The following is a 16021-nucleotide window of genomic DNA, read 5'->3' as shown; positions in this document are numbered from 1 at the left end:
GTGTTCCGACGCGTCGGTCGGCCCCCGTTGCCGGGCCCGTCGGAGATCGCCACCACCGCGTCGGCGACTCCTTCCTCGCCGGTGACGGTGTCTTTCCTCGGTGTCAGCACGGCGTTGTTCGACGACGGCGAATCCGCGATTCTCACCGATGGGTTCTTCTCGCGCCCGTCACTGGCGAGAACCCTTGCGCTGCCGCTTCGTTCCGACATGCAGCGCATCGACGCCGCCCTGCGCAGAGCGGGAATCATCTCGCTCGACGCTGTTCTGTGTGCTCACTCGCACTACGATCACGCCCTCGATTCAGCGGCGGTGGCTCGGATATCCGGGGCGGTTCTGGTCGGTGGTTCCTCGACCGGTTTCATCGGGCAGGGTTCGGACCTACCCGACGACCGCATCGTCGCGGTCGAGAACGGTGAAACGACCGAGCATGGGAATTTCGCCGTCACATTCTTCGAATCCGTTCACTCGCATCCGGATCGAGCGCACGGGGTGATCGAGCGACCTCTGAGCCAGCCCGCTCGGGTGAGCGAGTATCGGTGCGGTGAGGCGTGGTCGATGCTGATCGAACACATTCCCAGCGGCCGGACCGCACTCGTCCACAGCAGCGCCGGTTTCCGGGTGGGCATGCTCCACGGAAGCCGCGCAGACGTGGTCTATCTGTCGATAGGCCAACTCGGCCGGCAATCGCGAGCGTTCATCGAGCAGTATTGGCGCGAGACGGTCTCGGTCGTCGGTGCCCGGCGCGTCGTTCTGACGCACTGGGACAACTTCTTTCGGCCTTTGCACAAGCCCTTACATGCACTCCCGTACGCCTTCGACGATATGACTGTCTCGATCGACGTGCTGGCCGACTGCGCACTGAGAGACGGAGTCGTTCTCGAGCTACCGACGCTGTGGCGACGTGTGGACCCGTGGGCCTGACGGACGCGTCAGCCCGCCTGGTTCTCGATCGAATCGACGATCGTTCGCACGCACAGAACCGGGTCGTCGATCATCGGAACGTGGCCGACGCCCGGCACGGTGACGAACCGGGCCCGAGGGAGGCGCTGCCGGGCAATGGGGACGAACTCTGCAGGCGGAAAGATGCGATCGTGAGCGGCCCATGCGACGGTGACCGGGCACGGCAGGTCGAGGAGTGGATCCATGCTCTCGCGGGTGTTCAGTAGTTCGTACGCTGCCTCGCACCCGACAAGATCCTGAAACGACCGAACCGCTTGCTGCGGCGTCATGCTGTCCCCGTGGACTGCGATGTCGCGCATGGCAATTCGTCGAGAAAGACCGAACCTCATCAGCGCTGGGGCGAGACGACGAGTCGCGTCGGCCAGTCTCTTGGTGCGGATCAAGGTGGCTCTGCTGGCACCTGGCTTCTCGTCCTTCTCCCACAGTCCTGCTGGTGAGAAGGCGCAGACCGAGCGTGCGCGTCCCCGTCTCGCCAGTTCGACAGCCATCCATCCGCCCATCGAATTTCCTGCGATGTGTACTGCATCCAGGCCGCGCCCGTCGAGTTCGCGTTCTGCGGCATCGGTGACGGCGGCTATTGTCGCCACGCCTGCGAGCGCCGGGCCTCCACGATGACCGGCCGCGGTGGGAGCAATGACATCGAACCGTTCGGCCAGCAACGGCACGACGTCGTTCCACGCTGCTCCCGACATGGTGACACCGTGCAGCAACATCAACACAGGCTTGTCGTTCATCGACCGAAGTGTGCCACGTGCGTCGTCACCTGGGCGGGCAGGGCATCGTTGCACTGTCCGCCTCGTGCCGACCTTCGCTCACAGATCGTCCAGGGCGACCAGGCCGTCCTGCAGTGCTCTCGCCACCAGCGACGCTTTGGTCGGCGCGGCTCGACCGACACTGGCATACTTCGCGCGAATACGGGACAGATGGGTGTTCACCGTGCCCAGCGCAATATGCAGCACCGCGCACACTTCTTGCTTGGAGTCGCAGCGCAACCAGGCTCCGAGAACCGCAATTTCGCGCGTGGTCAATCCGGGATCGACGAACTCGGCCGGTACCTGCGGCACCCGAGGCCTATCGGTGCCGGGGGTTGCCGTGGTTCGGGAGCGCACCGCCGACGCGCTTCGCCGAGGCGCAAATCGCTGTGACGGGTGAAGCGACCCACCGGACGCAATCTCGAGCGTCGTGGTCGTCACACCTGTGTTCGTGTCCCGCATGGCATTCGACCCCCGTTGTCCGTCTTGGGTGTTTCGATCATCCGACCACGCCGCGAAATATGAAACAACACCATCATGTTCGAGGATCACTGCATAATTCGATATCCGAATCCAATAGACTTTATACACCTATAAAAATTCAGCTCGTGGTGTGTATTGATATAGTCGACGATCCATCAGATCGAACATCCGTAGGCGGTTGTCGTTGAGCTCGAAATCCACACCACGCGAACAATTGCTCCGGGCCGGTTCCCGCCTGCTGACCGATCTCGATATGACGGTGTTGGCGCGCTCGCTGTCCATTGCAGCGGTCGTGGAAGAAGCAGGACTGTCGCATCAGACTTTCCACAATGCCTATCCAGGTTCCTCCCGCACCGGCGAGCGCGGCGGCAAGGAAGCGTTCATGGAGGATCTGCTCGCACACGTGACGTTGGAGTACTCACCGCCCGATGACGTCGCCGAGCAGCCGTCCTCGGATCTCGCGGCCTATTTCGAGCAGCTGACCTCGGGGCTGCTGCGTCAAAGGATGATCGGTGCCATGATCGCCTCCGATCACGCCGGAGCGCGGTCCTCGTTGGCACCGGAATTCGATGCCATGGATCACGCCGTCGAGAGCGCAGTGCGGCACAAACTCCGCGCTGTCGGCGGCTCGGTGAGAACACCGTTGACGGTGGCCGACCTCTCCACAGTGTTCGTAGCTCTGCTCGACGGGCTTGCCTTCCGTGAAAGTCTCAGCCCGGGAACGATCTCCGCGGAACGCGTGGCCACGGCCATCGATTCGTTGCTCGATTGGGCGGTGGACCCGGTCCACTCGGATCGACGGCAGCGTACCGACGAGCAGGTCGATGCGCTGCCATCGCTCGAATCCCTCGATCCGGCAAGGGGCGACATCGAATCCGATGTCATCGTGGCCACCGAGACGCTGTTCTCGGAACACGGATACTTCTCGGTCACCCTCGCGGACATCGCGTCGGCGTCCTCGCTCACCGTCACCGATCTCAAGCGATTGTTTCCGAGCAAAGTCGACATCATCGTCGCCGCACTCACCCCCGAGTTCGAGCGTGTACTCCGGCTGGGTCGCGCGGATGCTCGGCTCGACGTGGAACCGGTTGTCGCTCTAGTGCGTTCGGTGAATCGTCTGGCGGAGTTCGTGTCGCGCAACCGGGCCATGAGCTCGGGAATGTTGCTTGCGCTGAGCTTCGAGCAGTTTCACGAGCCCGGTACCGTCACCACCATCAGGGAACACCTTCCCGTGCCGTCGGCACTGACCCCGATTCTCGAGAGCGGTCAGCTCCGAGGCGACTTCGCTACCGAGGTGTCCGCAGTCGAACTGGCCACCGTGCTCGCCAACAATGTGGTGATCAGATCGCTGACGCGATCGGGAGAATCCCCGGAAGAAGTCGCCGACAATGTGCTGAAAGTGTTCCTGTCCGGAATATTGTCTCGTTGATCGACGCCCTCCGCGACAACTACGCCTCGACAGAGTCTGTGTCGGGAAGTGGGACGTCGAAGGCGAGCAGAGCCACGTCGTCGTGAAGTCCGTCTCCGAACGACGCCAGCAGGGTGGTGAGGTCGTCGACGATCTTCGGAGCAGTGGTGGGCCCCATCTCGGCGACGAAGGTCTCGAGGTTGCCGTTGTCGTCGAAGCGAGTTCGGCCGGGCCCCACGATCGCTTCGGTCAGGCCATCGGTGTAGAACGCCATGACGTCACCGGCCCGCAGCGTCACCGATGCCGACTCGAAGTGGGGTTCGGACAGGGCACCGACGAGCTGCCCACCGGTGGTGTCGACGAAATCGACTGCAGCGTCGTGGGTTACGCGTATCGCAGGTGGATGCCCGCCGCTTGCGAGGTGCACCACCGCGCCGTTCGGTTGCGGAGTGATGGTGCCGAACACCACCGTGCAGAACCTCGGGTCGTCGCCGTGAAACTCGTGATGCAGAACGGTGTTGAGGTTCTCCAACACCGAGATCGGGTTGCGGTCGAACACTGCCGCGGCCCGCAAGGTGTACCGGGTCAGTGACGTGACGGCGGCGGCACCGGCACCCTTACCGCTCACGTCACCGAGAAAGAAGCCCCACGTGTCTTTGTCGAGTGGAAACACATCGTAGAAATCACCACCGACTTCATCGAGGGACGCGGGGTGATAGTGGGCTGCGACGTTCATGCCGGTCGGAGCGGAGAGGATCGGTGGTAGCAGAGTCCGCTGAAGCGTCGACGCCAAGATCTGTACCTGAGTCCGTTCGGCCTCGGCCAACTTTCGGGCTTGCTCCGATGCTCCCAGCGCATCCTGGGATCGATCGAGGGCTGCTTCGGCATCGTCCTGAGCCGCCTCGGCATAAATACGGGCGTCGACGAGATCCTGCTCGCGCACTCGGCGTTCCGTCTCGTTGTGCAGCGTCATCGTGACGGTCATCGCGCCCGACTCCGAACGAAGTCTGTTCGCCAGCACGGACACCGCAGTGGACGACGCTCGCCCCGGCGCGCCGGTCAGCTGGGCTGCAGTCCCGATCGGCACGTCCGAATCGGATGTGGATGCAGCGTCGAGCAGGCCGGCCAGCACCGGCGCGAATTCGGTACCGAAGAGGTCTGCGACGGGGGTTCCCTCCAGCGAGTCACGGCTGCGGGCGGTGATTCGAGAGGCGGCCACGTTCGCGTACAGAATTCTGCCGCTGGCGACGTCGACCGAGAACACTCCGCAGGGCGCAGAGGCGAGTAGTTCGGCAGCCGAAGCGGTCATGGGTACTCCTCCTGATCAGGTCGCGCGGTGGGATGACCCGCTGGGGCGGGCCGCGGCGAGCGGCTTGCTCCACGCGACGGTCACGACCGTGCCGAGACCGGGTCGATGATCGACCGACAGCTCGTCCGATACTGCGGCGGCCAACTGCAGGCCGTGGCTACGAGTGGTCGTCGGTGTCGGTGGGTGCCACGTTCCGGTGTCGGAGACGGTCACGGTGAGCGTCTCGTGGTCGTACGCCGCGGTGATCGTCATCGTTCCGATTTCGGGGGACGCGCGATAGGCATGTTCGACGACGTTGGCGAGCGCCTCGTAGACCCCGAGCACGATGTCGTCCACCAGAGCGCTGTTCACTCCGAGTTCGAGCACCCAGCCGCGCAGCCGCCGACGAAGCGTGGTTGCCGTCGTCGGCTCGGCCTGGGCTGTGTGACTCCAACGCAGAGGGGCTGACCCCGAATTGCTCTCGGTCACGATCTACGCTCCGACCGGGGATGTGGTGTCATCGGTCGGCCTCGCCGCTGCGAGTCGACGACTGCACGTGCGCAACGGCGTCAGGAACGGTGGTGAACGTGGCCATCACGCGATCGATTCCGCTGAGCTGCACGGGCCGAACGACGACGCCGTTCACCGCAACCAACGCCATGCGCGAGGCGTCCGGCAGTCGATCGCACACGCGCACCAACACTGTGATCGCGCTCGACGACAGGAAACTCACATCGGTCAAGTCCACGACCAGGCCCCCCTTGGCGGTGTCGGCCGCAGGAAACGCCGTGGCAGACAGCGTGGGGATGGTGTCGAGGTCCAATTCCCCTCGAACAGTGAGTACGGTTGTCGAGTCGTGCGCAGCCGACACGATCTCGAACGGCCCTCCGGTCGGCTCCTCTGACATGTCTGCGACGTTACCTGTTATCGAGTGCGATTCACGACCGGAAACTGTCGATCAACAACCCGCCGGCACCGAGCACGTCCAGAACCATACGAACCGATCGTGCAGGTGCGAATACGGCGATCTTGCCCGGATGCGCGTACGTCGCATCGACGATCGCATTGGCCACACCCGAATACATGAACGACACCTGCGACAGATCGACCACCACCCGATCCGACGTGGACGCGAGGCAGTCGAGGCTGTGGACGAATTCGGCACGAGTGGACATGTCCAGCTCGCCGAATGCGCGCAGTGTGTCGAGGCCGTCGGAAGTGCGAACTGTCTCGAGTCGGAAGACGCCTTCGTCGTCGCGGAGGGAGCGTTCCATGGTTGCAGTGCTCGTCAGCATGTCCTTACCTCTTCCCCGAAGCGCTCGCTCCGATCGGTGTGCCCGTGCGGTGCGAGACGCTGAGTTGTTGTGCTTTCAACAATGTCAGTGCGTAGTTGCGGAAGGCTCTGCCGCAGATCACGAATCGGTAACGACAAGTCTCGGTTCGGTAACGCCGTCACCTGGCCAGCAGCTCTATGAGCGAACTGGTGACCTTCTTCTTCATCCAGCCTCGCACGCCGCGCTGCCCGAGCGCTGCCCGAGCAGCGTTCAGGCCTGCTGCTCCGTGTACCCCGCCACCGGGGTGCGCCGATGCAGAACCGAGGAACAGACCCTCGACGGGAGTTTCCGACCGTCCCAGCCCCGGAGTCGGTCGAAATATCAACTGCTGCTGAAGCTGTGCGGTCCCACCGTTCACTGCGCCGCCGTACAGGTTGGGATCGGCACCGTGCAGATCGCTCGGTCGCTGCACGACCCGGCCGACGATCGAATCCAGAAATCCCGGTGCATGAGCATCGAGAACTCTGTCCACACGGTCGGCAACGGTGTCGGCCGCGGCATCGTCGACGACGCCTCTCGGTAGATGGGTGTAGGCCCATGCGCTTTCGGTACCTTCCGGCGACCTGCTTCGATCGGCAGTGGTCATCTGGCCGAACAGCATGAACGGGCTCTGTGGGAGAACTCCGGTGGTGAGGTCGGCGGCCCAGTGGACGAGGCCGTTGTCGTCGGCACCGAGGTGAACTGTGCCTGCATCCGCCAAAGACGGTGAGTTCCAGCGTATTCGATGATCGAGGGCGTAGTTGACCTTCACTACCGGGGTGTCCCACTCGAAGGTGCGCAGGTCGTCGTGCACTCGACGCGGAACTGCGTCGAACGGAAGCAGTGAGCCGTACAGTGCCGGTGCCGATACATCGGCGACGATTGCCCTGCGCGCACGGAACGTGTCTCCGGCCGCCGTGTGCACCGCACGCGCGCGACCGCCGCGAACGTCGATCGATTCGACCAGCTGTCCGCATTCGAGCGCGGCACCCGATGCGGCCCCTCGGCGAATCAGAGCGCCGGTCAGCGCCGATGATCCACCGACCGGGGCGGGGTAGCCGACGTCCTGCGCGAGCATCGTGAGCAGGTAGCCCATCATTCCGCTCACGGGGGCGTCGGTCGGCACGTCGCCGTGCATGGCATTGCCGAGCAGCAAGCAACGCGCAGCTTCGCTGTGGAACAGCTCGTGAGCCATCACCCGGGCCGGTAGCGCCGCGAATCGAACGAAACGCAGCGTCTCCGGTACGCCGAGGGTGCGGACCAACCGTGCTGCGGGTGCCACGGGCGGAAACGGTCCGAACAGTGAATCGAGGAGCGGCTTACGAATGCGTTCCCACTGCTCGAAGAGTCGCAGCCAGGTATCGCCGTCTCGCGCGTCGTGTTCGGACAGCAGCGCGGCCGTGGTCTCGACGTCGTGATGGACGACCGGAGCGTCGGTGTCCTGTGCCGACCGTGCATGGCCGTACACCGCAGGGGAGTGCGACCACTGCAACCCGTGTCGTTCGAGCTCGAGTGCGGTCATGGCAGGCGATGCGAGCGCCATCGGGTAGAAGGCGCTGAAGAGGTCGCTGGTGAAACCCGGAACGAGCTCGGCACTGCGCACGGCACCGCCTGGGTGCTCGGCGGCTTCGAGGACCACCACGTCCCAGCCTGCGTCGGCCATCGCTGCGGCCGCTACCAACCCGTTGTGACCGCTGCCGATGACAATCGCGTCGACTTCGGTGGTGGTCATCGGGAAGTGCTCCTCTGCTCGGTCGTGGTCTTCCTGGTCAGGACTGTACCGACGACGTACAGTGCGACCCCCACCGCGAGGAGCAGTCCGGCGCGCAGCCACGTTGGCGCCGACTGTTGGGTCAGCAGTACAGCGCAGGTGATCAGCGCGAGAACGGGAAGTGCTGTGGGCGTTCGGAAATGGTCGGTGTCTGCGCGATCGCGGCGTAGCACGAGCACTGCGACGTTGGTGCTGACGAAGACGAACAGCAGTAGCAGCACCACGGTTTCGGCCAGTGCCGCAACAGATCCGGTTGTGCAGAGAACCATTGCGACGACGGTGGTGGCCACGATGGCAGTCCACGGTGTCTTGCGTCCGGGGAGAACCTTGGCCAGCGCTCCGGGGAGCAGACCGTCGCGCGCCATCCCGAACGTCAGTCGCGACGCCATGATCATCGTCAGCAACGCGCCGTTGGCGACCGCGACGAGCGCGACGAGGCTGAACACCCACGGCGGGATGCCGGCGTCTGCGGCGGCGACGACCTCGAGCAGTGGGCCTGTCGATTCCGACAGCTTGTCGGCAGGCACGACGGTCGAGACTGCGAGCCCGACCAGCACGTACACCACACCGGCCGCCGTGACGGCGCCCAGCAGGGCTCGTGGGTAGACCCGGCGCACGTCCTCGACTTCCTCGGCGATGTTCGCCGAGGTCTCGAAGCCCACGAACGAGTAGAACGCGAGCAGGGCCGCCCCGAGCACGGCCAGCGTCGGGGTTGTCTCGTCGGTGAATTCGAGGACGCGCGACGGCACGCCGTCCCCGCGGCTCAGTACGAGTCCGGCAAGGGCGATGACGACCACCAGTCCGGACACCTCGACCACTGTCATGACGAGGTTGGCCCGGAGAGATTCGGTGATTCCACGCGCGTTGAGCAACCCGACCAGCAGTAAGAAGACCACTGCGGCGGGGACGGCCGGCACGTCGAGGAACACGCCCAGGTAATCGCCCGAGAAGGCAAGCGCAAGCCCGGCGGCACTGGTGACGCCTGCGGCGAGCATCGAAAATCCGACCAGGAACGACACGAGAGGTTTTCCGTACGCCTGTTGCGCGAACACGGCTGCGCCGCCTGCTCGTGGGTACTTGGTGACCAACTCCGCATACGAGGCAGCGGTGAGCAGCGCCATCAGCAGGGCGACGAGCATGGGAAGCCAAATGGCTCCGCCGACCTCACCCGCGATCTCGCCGACGAGAGCGTAGATTCCGGCACCGAGCACGTCGCCGAGAATGAATACGAACAACATTCTCCCCGAGACTGCTTGTCGCAGTGGAGTGTTGGTCACGGCGCGGTGGACCGCTCGGCCAGGAGTGCAAGTCTGCGCAAAGCCTCGGCGTTGCGTGGATGCGCGAGAATATGTTGTATACGGTCCGGCACCAGGTCGAACGGTGCTGTGATCGCATGTTCGATGATCTCGATGCGGCATCCGGTGTGGATCGGGTGCAACCGCACTGTGATCGACGCCTTTCCGAACGGCAGTGCACGCGCCTCCAGCTGGAGTTCACGACCGGCGTGCATTCCCACCGACCGGGTCACGTCACTGAGTACCGCGGGCCAGGTGCCGACCGAATGATGGATCGAGCTTCCGGCAGCGGGCCAGTTGCCGTCGACGGCGCGAATTCGGGAAGCACCGACAACCCATGTCGCGTAGCTCCATCCGTTGGCGAGAACGTCCCATACGTCGTCGCAACTGGCTGTCGTGTTCCTGCTGGTGGGCACTGTTCGGCCTCCGGGACTCTGGTCGTTGGGCGTGATTGCACGATCAGCGATCGTGCTCCGCTACTCCTGGGCTCGAAGTCGATGTGCTGCGCGGTGTCGTCGGTCGCTCGGTGAGCCGAACCGAATTCGACGTATGCCCCGAAACAGCCGGACCCAATCGGATGTCGACCACCTGATTCACGGGCGATCCAGGATTGTCATACTGAGTGCATGTCGACAATCGCGTATGTCATTGCAGGTTCGGAAGCTACCGGCGGTGCCGGTCTGCAGGCAGACCTCAAGACATTCGAGCGGCTCGGGGTGTACGGCGTCGGAACGATCACCTGCATCGTGTCGTTCGATCCGAAGTCCGGCTGGGGTCATCGATTCGTTCCCATCGACAGGTCGGTCATCGCCGATCAGATCGAAGTCGCCACTGCCGCACACGATCTCGATGTCGTCAAGATCGGCATGCTCGGTACCCCGGACACCGTCGACACGGTGGCCGACTCGTTGCGTCGGCAGTCGTGGCGGCACGTTGTGGTCGATCCGGTGTTGATCTGCAAAGGCCAGGAGCCCGGTGCCGCGCTCGACACCGACAATGCGCTCCGGCGCGAGATTCTTCCGCTGGCCACCGTGATCACCCCGAACCTGTTCGAGGCGCAGACGCTGTCCGGGATGGACGAGATCACCACCGTAGACGAGCTCGGCGAGGCCGCGAAGAGAATCGCCGACCTCGGACCTCGCTACGTGGTGGTCAAGGGTGGTGCCGGGCTGCCCGGCGGCGAGGCCGTCGATGTCGTCTACGACGGGTCCGACCTCACCGTGCTCCGTGCTTCCAAAGTGGGCGAAGAACGTGTGTCGGGTGCGGGCTGCGTATTCGCCGCAGCCATCACCGCGGAGTTGGCCAAGGGCGCGGACGTGCTGGACGCCGTGGCGACGGCCAAGAACTTCGCGCACGCCGGCATCGTCGGCCGGCTCGCGAGCCGTGCTCCGTTCGCTGCTGTGAGTTGGCACGACTGACCGTCCGATCCGACGTCAGGTTTACCGCCGAGGTCCAGCGGGCAGCCGACGTGGACGGTTCGTCTCGAATGGGACGAACGGTCCGTATCCGGAGAGGATCCACATGGCAGACGAGAACACGAGCGAATCCGACGCCGGGGCAACCGACGACGATCGGACGACCCGCGGCCACGCGGGTGAGGCAATCGTCGACACCCGCAACTGGCCGGGCTACATCTGCATCGGAGTCGCTTTAGTGAGCCTCGGCCTCACTCTCACCGCGGCAGGGTACGGATTCACCGGGTGGGTGTGGATCGGGGCAATTGCCGCGCCGGTTCTGCTCGTGGCCGGGATTGCCCTCGTTCTCCTGGAGCGCAAGCGCGTCAAGGCTCAGGAAGGCAAGTCGCTGACCGACCCGGCTGGACATTGATCGACTCGACCTCGACCGGCGCCTTCACGGCCGGTACAACCGGTCGACGTACTCGTCGGCGGGCCTAGCGCAGGGTGTGCTGAGACTTGCGTTCCTTCTTGCCCTGCGACTTGTCGGCCCGTTTCTGCGCAAATCTGCCGGCCGACTTCAGTCCCTTCGACACGAAGTTGTCTTTCCCCGTCCGCTTTTCGAGGCTTTGCCCGGCGAAGGCGAACGCGCGAGCGAGGATGGGAAGCCCGATCGCGACGATGAGGTAGCGGTACAGGTACTTGCGTGCCAGCAAGGGAAGCATCGGAAGGATCCTTTCGTGTGGGAGTCGGTCAGCGGACTGCGCGTCGAACCTTCAGCGCGGCGGTAGCGGTCAGCGTGATGACGGCACCGACCACGGCTGCGCCGAGCAGCGAGACTCCTTGGCCGAGATCGAAGTTCCAGCCCAGGAAGTTGATCGTGGTGTGCACGGTGTTCTGCAGTACGAAGATCACCAGTGCGGCGACCAGTACGAGCGTGATCAGCAGGGCGAGCTTCGAGGCGAATCCGCCGCGGCGCTTGGTGGTCGTGGTGTCGGTCGATGTGGTCATGAGGGGTTTTCCGTTCTCCGGTGTGAAAAGTGGGATGAAGTGCAAGTGCCGCCGATCATCGAGATCGGCGGCACTCGATGAGCTGGGGTGGTTACTTGAAGGTGTCCTTGATGTTCTCGCCGACCTTCTTCACGCCTGCCGAACCCTGATCCTTCTTGCCCTCGGCCTCGAGGTCCTTGTTGTTCGTGGCGTCGCCCACAACTTCCTTCGCCTTGCCGATGGCGTCTTCTGCTGCGTTCTTGGCCTTGTCGATGAAGCTCATGGTGTTCGCCTTTCAGGTGGCTGTGAATGTTGGTAACGGATAGATAGTCGGTTTTCGCGCGCGAAAACAAACGTCGCTGTGATGTAGCTCATATCGCGGTGGCGTTCGGTCGAAAGATCAGGTGAGGGAGACCAGCTCGGTGATGTCGTCCTGGGGGAGCTCACCGTCGACCACGGCGGTGACCACGGAACTGTTCAACGTGATGGCACCCTTGTGGTTGTCCAGGAATGCGGTGTCGGCAGCATCGCGACCGACGGAGATTCGCACCAACGTGGAGCGGGGGGCGAGGCAGGTGGCATCGACAACACGCCATTGGCCGCCCACGAACGCCTCGGCGACAGCATGGAAGTCCATCGGATCGCAGCCGGGCGCGTACACCGCCACCAGGCGGGCCGGAACGTTGACCGCACGCAGCATGGCGACCACGAGGTGCGAGTAGTCCCGGCAGACGCCCTGTCCGGCGAGCAACGTGTCGACAGCACCGTCGATCGGATCACTGCTTCCCGGAACGTAACTCAGCCGAGCGCCGACCCACGCGGAAATCTTCGCCAGCAGTTCCTCGGAGTCCGCGTAGTCGCCGAATTCGGTGGCGGCGAAACCGTAGAACTTGTCGGCCTCGGCGTACCGACTCGGTCGCAGATAGAGCGACATGTCGTAGTCGGTGACCGGTGCCGGGGTGGTGTTACCCAGAATCGTGGCGTCGTACGAGACCTGAAGGTTGCCGACATCGGCGGGCATGACGTGAATCCGGTTGCCGTGCGGCCCGCTCACTTCCTTTGCCTCGATGGGTTTGCCGTCGAGGACGAAGGACAGTGATTCGGTGACCGTCGTGCCCGGGTGCGGAGCAATCGCGATCTGGAATTCGAGTGTGGTGGCTGCGGTGATGTCTACATCGAGGCGCGCGGATACGTCGCGTTTGAGCACTGGAACTCCTGGCAGGTGGTGGTGGGTGAACCTGCTGCCAGTACCCGTATCCACCGAAACCAATCGCGCCTCGTCATGGAGTGATCAGCGCCACCCCAGTGAGGGGGCCACGTCGCGGAGCAGTGTCTCCACCACGTGAGCGCAGTAATCGACGCCCAACTGATTCGGAACGGTGAGCAGGAGGGTGTCCGCGGCGGCGATCGCCTCGTCTGCGGCGAGTTCTTCGATCAGTCGGTCGGGCTCACCTGCGTAGGTCTTGCCGAACCGGGCCTTGCCGCCGTCGAGGTAGCCGACTTGGTCGTCGCCGCTTCCCTCCCGTCCGAAGTAGGCGCGATCCAGGTCGCTCACAATCGGAAAGATGCTGCGACTCACGGACGTTCGAGGAGCGAAGTCGTGGCCTGCGTCGCTCCACGTCTTGTGAAAACGTTCGATCTGCTCGGCTTGCAACTGATGGAAGGGCACTCCGGTGTCTTCGCTCAGCAGGGTCGAGCTCATCAAGTTCATGCCCTGGCGTGCTGTCCACTCGGCCGTCTCGCGGGTGCCTGCACCCCACCAGATGCGTTGGCGCAGACCCGGTGCGTGAGGTTCGAGGCGCAGCAGGCCGGGCGGGTTGGGGAACATCGGCCGCGGGTTCGGTTGAGCGAAGCCCTTGCCTTCCAGGAGATCGAGGTAGATGCGGGTGTGCTCGCGAGCCATGTCTGCATGATCGGAGCCCTCCGCGGGGGAGTATCCGAAGTACCGGTAACCCTCGATGACCTGTTCGGGCGATCCTCGGCTCACCCCGAGTTGCAACCGCCCGCCCGAGATGAGGTCGGCAGAGCCGGAATCCTCGGCCATGTAGAAAGGATTCTCGTAGCGCATGTCGATGACGCCGGTACCGATTTCGATGGTGCTCGTTCTGGCCCCCACGGCTGCGAGCAGCGGAAACGGAGAGGCAAGCTGGTTGGCGAAGTGGTGCACGCGGTAGTACGCGCCGTCGGCCCCGAGTTCTTCGGCCGCCACCGCGAGGTCGATCGACTGCAGCAGTACATCCGACGCCGATCGCGTCTGTGACTGCGGGGACGGGGACCAATGACCGAAGGACAGGAATCCGATCTTCTTCATCACGTGCTCTTTCGTTGAAGGATCAACCATATTCACTGTACTTCAGCACGTGTCGGGGTGGTTTCATTCCCGACTCCGCTGCTACGCGCCGATTCCAGCGGTCAGCAATTTCGCTAGTTCGAGATACGCATCTCCGTCACTCAGGCCGGTCAATCGGAACACTTCTCGCGTCTGAATTCGGACCATGACCGAGGACGCGACGTCGCCGACGAAGGCCGCGTGCACGTCACGTACCTCGCCACTGGCAACTCCTTCGCTGATCAACTCCTGGACGCGTCGTGCGGCGATTGCGGTGTTGCGCTCGTACACCGAACGCGCCGACTCGAGCGATGCCAGATCGGTCATGAACTGTTCGGATGCCGATTCCAGAGCAGCACCGACGGCGGTGAGGTAGGTGGTGATGCGATTGCGGGTGCCGTCCACCTCGGCGACCGCATTTTCGACCTGGGTGGTCATGGACTTGAAGTAGTGCACTGTAGCTGCGCCGACCAGCTGATCCTTGCTGGACGCCAGGGTGTAGAGGGTGGACTTGGAGCAGCGAAGCCGTGCCGCGATGGTGTCGAGTGTCAGGTGTGCGAATCCCTCGGCCAAGAACAGACTCACGAGTTGGTCGAAGAGCTCGGAACGGCGCGCCGTGGCGTGCGAGGTCACGGGTGCGTTCACATCAAGGATGGTACTGCATCGACTTGTGCAGTACTGTGCATCAGTACTGCGGATCACCCTGCAGTACTGATGCTGAAAAGTCCCGGAGGTTGTCCGTGCCCGTCGATCGCCTGTTGCCCACCGCTGAAGCACGTGACCTCATAGCGCTCACCCGAGATGTGGCGGACAAGGTACTCGACCCGATCGTCGACGAACACGAACGCCATGAGACCTACCCGGACGGGGTGTTCGCGACACTGGGCGAGGCGGGTCTGCTGAGCCTGCCGTACGCCGAAGAGTGGGGCGGTGGCGGCCAGCCGTACGAGGTCTACCTGCAGGTTCTCGAAGAGTTGGCATCACGTTGGGCCGCAGTTGCAGTGGCGGTGAGCGTGCACGGTCTGGCCTGCTATCCCATGATGGCGTTCGGAACCGATCAGCAGAAGGAAGACAAGCTCCCCGGCATGCTCGGCGGCGGACAGATCGGTGCGTACTCGCTGTCCGAGGCCCAGGCCGGTTCCGACGCAGCGGCGCTGAGTTGCAAGGCCGCCGCGACCGACGGTGGCTACACGGTGAACGGATCGAAGGCCTGGATCACGCACGGCGGTGTGGCTGATTTCTACAACCTCTTCGCCCGCACCGGAGAAGGCTCGAAGGGGATCTCGTGCTTCCTCGTTCCGAACGGAACCGAGGGGTTGAGCTTCGGTAAGCCCGAGGAGAAGATGGGGTTGCATGCGATCCCGACGACCTCCGCGCACTACGACAACGTGCACGTACCCACCGAATGGCGAATCGGAGCGGAGGGCCAAGGGCTGCAGATCGCCTTCAGTGCGCTGGACGCCGGAAGGCTCGGAATTGCTGCTGTCGCAGTAGGAATCGCCCAGGCAGCACTCGACGATGCAGTGAAGTACGCCCAGGAGCGCACTGCGTTCGGCAAGAAGATCATCGACCATCAGGGGCTGGGCTTCGTACTGGCGGACATGGCGGCTGCGGTCGATTCCGCCCGCGCTACCTATCTCGATGCGGCCCGCCGCCGGGACGCAGGACTTCCGTACTCCCGCAATGCTTCCGTCGCAAAACTGATCGCCACGGACGCAGCCATGAAGGTGACCACCGATGCAGTTCAGGTGTTCGGCGGTTACGGCTACACCAGGGATTTCCGCGTCGAGCGATACATGCGCGACGCCAAGATCACCCAGATCTTCGAGGGCACCAACCAGATTCAACGTCTGGTCATCGCGCGATCGCTCGCAAGCAACTGACGATCCGTACCCGGCTTTTCACACAACGTAGGGGACATCTGCATGACGACAACCGAACCCGATATCCATACCACTGCGGGTAAATTGGCCGATCTTCGTAAACGTCTCGCGGGTGCGGAGCATCCCTCGGGTGAGGCGGCGGTGGAGCGGGTCCA

The 16021-nt window shown here is 63.7% G+C and carries 20 protein-coding genes; 5 read left to right on the top strand and 15 right to left on the bottom strand.

Annotated features, from left to right (window positions below):
• Entirely contained in the window at nucleotides 1–921 is a 921-nt protein-coding gene (locus CH305_RS00100; protein ID WP_094702069.1) for an MBL fold metallo-hydrolase, read from the top strand.
• 8 nt (nucleotides 922–929) lie between these two features.
• Here CH305_RS00100 and CH305_RS00095 read toward each other — a convergent pair whose 3' ends face one another.
• The gene (locus tag CH305_RS00095; protein ID WP_094701893.1) at nucleotides 930–1694 is read right to left on the bottom strand and encodes an alpha/beta fold hydrolase; all 765 of its coding nucleotides are present in this window, start codon (nucleotides 1692–1694) and stop codon (nucleotides 930–932) included.
• Between the two features lie 78 nt (nucleotides 1695–1772).
• The gene (locus CH305_RS29665) at nucleotides 1773–2153 is read right to left on the bottom strand and encodes a LuxR C-terminal-related transcriptional regulator (protein WP_306436903.1); all 381 of its coding nucleotides are present in this window, start codon (nucleotides 2151–2153) and stop codon (nucleotides 1773–1775) included.
• A 226-nt stretch (nucleotides 2154–2379) separates the two neighbouring features.
• On the opposite strand from CH305_RS29665, the gene CH305_RS00085 reads away from it, so the two are divergent.
• Nucleotides 2380–3624, top strand: a complete 1245-nt coding sequence (locus tag CH305_RS00085) for a TetR/AcrR family transcriptional regulator (RefSeq protein WP_141215771.1) — start codon at nucleotides 2380–2382, stop codon at nucleotides 3622–3624.
• 19 nt (nucleotides 3625–3643) lie between these two features.
• On the opposite strand, the gene CH305_RS00080 is transcribed toward CH305_RS00085, so the two are convergent.
• The 7 genes from CH305_RS00080 to CH305_RS00050 form a co-directional block, all read right to left on the bottom strand.
• Nucleotides 3644–4912 (bottom strand): PP2C family protein-serine/threonine phosphatase, encoded by a 1269-nt coding sequence (locus CH305_RS00080; protein WP_094701891.1) that lies wholly within the window; start codon nucleotides 4910–4912, stop codon nucleotides 3644–3646.
• A 15-nt stretch (nucleotides 4913–4927) separates the two neighbouring features.
• Nucleotides 4928–5380 (bottom strand): ATP-binding protein, encoded by a 453-nt coding sequence (locus tag CH305_RS00075; RefSeq protein ID WP_037155579.1) that lies wholly within the window; start codon nucleotides 5378–5380, stop codon nucleotides 4928–4930.
• Nucleotides 5381–5408: 28 nt separating this feature from the next.
• A complete protein-coding gene (locus CH305_RS00070; protein WP_032404116.1) occupies nucleotides 5409–5798 on the bottom strand; it encodes an STAS domain-containing protein in 390 nt (129 codons plus the stop codon).
• A gap of 31 nt (nucleotides 5799–5829) precedes the next feature.
• Entirely contained in the window at nucleotides 5830–6186 is a 357-nt protein-coding gene (locus CH305_RS00065) for an STAS domain-containing protein (RefSeq protein ID WP_052077734.1), read from the bottom strand.
• A gap of 157 nt (nucleotides 6187–6343) precedes the next feature.
• A complete protein-coding gene (locus CH305_RS00060) occupies nucleotides 6344–7936 on the bottom strand; it encodes an NAD(P)/FAD-dependent oxidoreductase (RefSeq protein WP_094701889.1) in 1593 nt (530 codons plus the stop codon).
• Nucleotides 7933–9252: an APC family permease gene (locus tag CH305_RS00055; RefSeq protein ID WP_256983398.1), complete on the bottom strand. Its 1320-nt coding sequence runs from the start codon at nucleotides 9250–9252 to the stop codon at nucleotides 7933–7935. Before CH305_RS00055 ends, CH305_RS00060 begins: the two co-directional genes overlap by 4 nt.
• Complete coding sequence (locus tag CH305_RS00050) at nucleotides 9249–9686, bottom strand: SRPBCC family protein (protein ID WP_094701885.1); 438 nt, start codon at nucleotides 9684–9686, stop codon at nucleotides 9249–9251. Before CH305_RS00050 ends, CH305_RS00055 begins: the two co-directional genes overlap by 4 nt.
• A gap of 210 nt (nucleotides 9687–9896) precedes the next feature.
• Between CH305_RS00050 and thiD the strand changes: the two genes are divergently transcribed.
• Together thiD and CH305_RS00040 are read left to right on the top strand one after the other, a co-directional pair.
• Complete coding sequence (gene thiD / locus CH305_RS00045) at nucleotides 9897–10688, top strand: bifunctional hydroxymethylpyrimidine kinase/phosphomethylpyrimidine kinase (RefSeq protein WP_032404113.1); 792 nt, start codon at nucleotides 9897–9899, stop codon at nucleotides 10686–10688.
• Between the two features lie 103 nt (nucleotides 10689–10791).
• The gene (locus CH305_RS00040) at nucleotides 10792–11097 is read left to right on the top strand and encodes a membrane protein (RefSeq protein ID WP_037155585.1); all 306 of its coding nucleotides are present in this window, start codon (nucleotides 10792–10794) and stop codon (nucleotides 11095–11097) included.
• A gap of 64 nt (nucleotides 11098–11161) precedes the next feature.
• Here CH305_RS00040 and CH305_RS00035 read toward each other — a convergent pair whose 3' ends face one another.
• The 6 genes from CH305_RS00035 to CH305_RS00010 all read right to left on the bottom strand — a co-directional run bounded on the left by CH305_RS00035 (nucleotide 11162) and on the right by CH305_RS00010 (nucleotide 14628).
• The gene (locus CH305_RS00035) at nucleotides 11162–11389 is read right to left on the bottom strand and encodes a hypothetical protein (RefSeq protein ID WP_094701883.1); all 228 of its coding nucleotides are present in this window, start codon (nucleotides 11387–11389) and stop codon (nucleotides 11162–11164) included.
• A gap of 28 nt (nucleotides 11390–11417) precedes the next feature.
• Nucleotides 11418–11675: a lipopolysaccharide assembly protein LapA domain-containing protein gene (locus CH305_RS00030; protein ID WP_032377157.1), complete on the bottom strand. Its 258-nt coding sequence runs from the start codon at nucleotides 11673–11675 to the stop codon at nucleotides 11418–11420.
• 91 nt (nucleotides 11676–11766) lie between these two features.
• A complete protein-coding gene (locus CH305_RS00025; RefSeq protein WP_027495724.1) occupies nucleotides 11767–11937 on the bottom strand; it encodes a CsbD family protein in 171 nt (56 codons plus the stop codon).
• 117 nt (nucleotides 11938–12054) lie between these two features.
• Nucleotides 12055–12861, bottom strand: coding sequence for a transglutaminase family protein (locus tag CH305_RS00020; protein WP_052058828.1), 807 nt, complete (start codon nucleotides 12859–12861; stop codon nucleotides 12055–12057).
• A gap of 84 nt (nucleotides 12862–12945) precedes the next feature.
• A complete protein-coding gene (locus tag CH305_RS00015; protein ID WP_094701881.1) occupies nucleotides 12946–13965 on the bottom strand; it encodes an LLM class flavin-dependent oxidoreductase in 1020 nt (339 codons plus the stop codon).
• An 81-nt stretch (nucleotides 13966–14046) separates the two neighbouring features.
• Nucleotides 14047–14628: a TetR/AcrR family transcriptional regulator gene (locus CH305_RS00010; protein WP_230592549.1), complete on the bottom strand. Its 582-nt coding sequence runs from the start codon at nucleotides 14626–14628 to the stop codon at nucleotides 14047–14049.
• 95 nt (nucleotides 14629–14723) lie between these two features.
• On the opposite strand from CH305_RS00010, the gene CH305_RS00005 reads away from it, so the two are divergent.
• A complete protein-coding gene (locus CH305_RS00005) occupies nucleotides 14724–15866 on the top strand; it encodes an acyl-CoA dehydrogenase family protein (protein ID WP_037155591.1) in 1143 nt (380 codons plus the stop codon).
• Nucleotides 15867–16021: the final 155 nt, after the last annotated feature.

Source organism: Rhodococcus sp. 15-649-2-2 (genome assembly GCF_002258645.1).
GTDB lineage: Bacteria > Actinomycetota > Actinomycetes > Mycobacteriales > Mycobacteriaceae > Rhodococcoides.
This window is presented reverse-complemented; position numbering and strand designations above follow the sequence as displayed.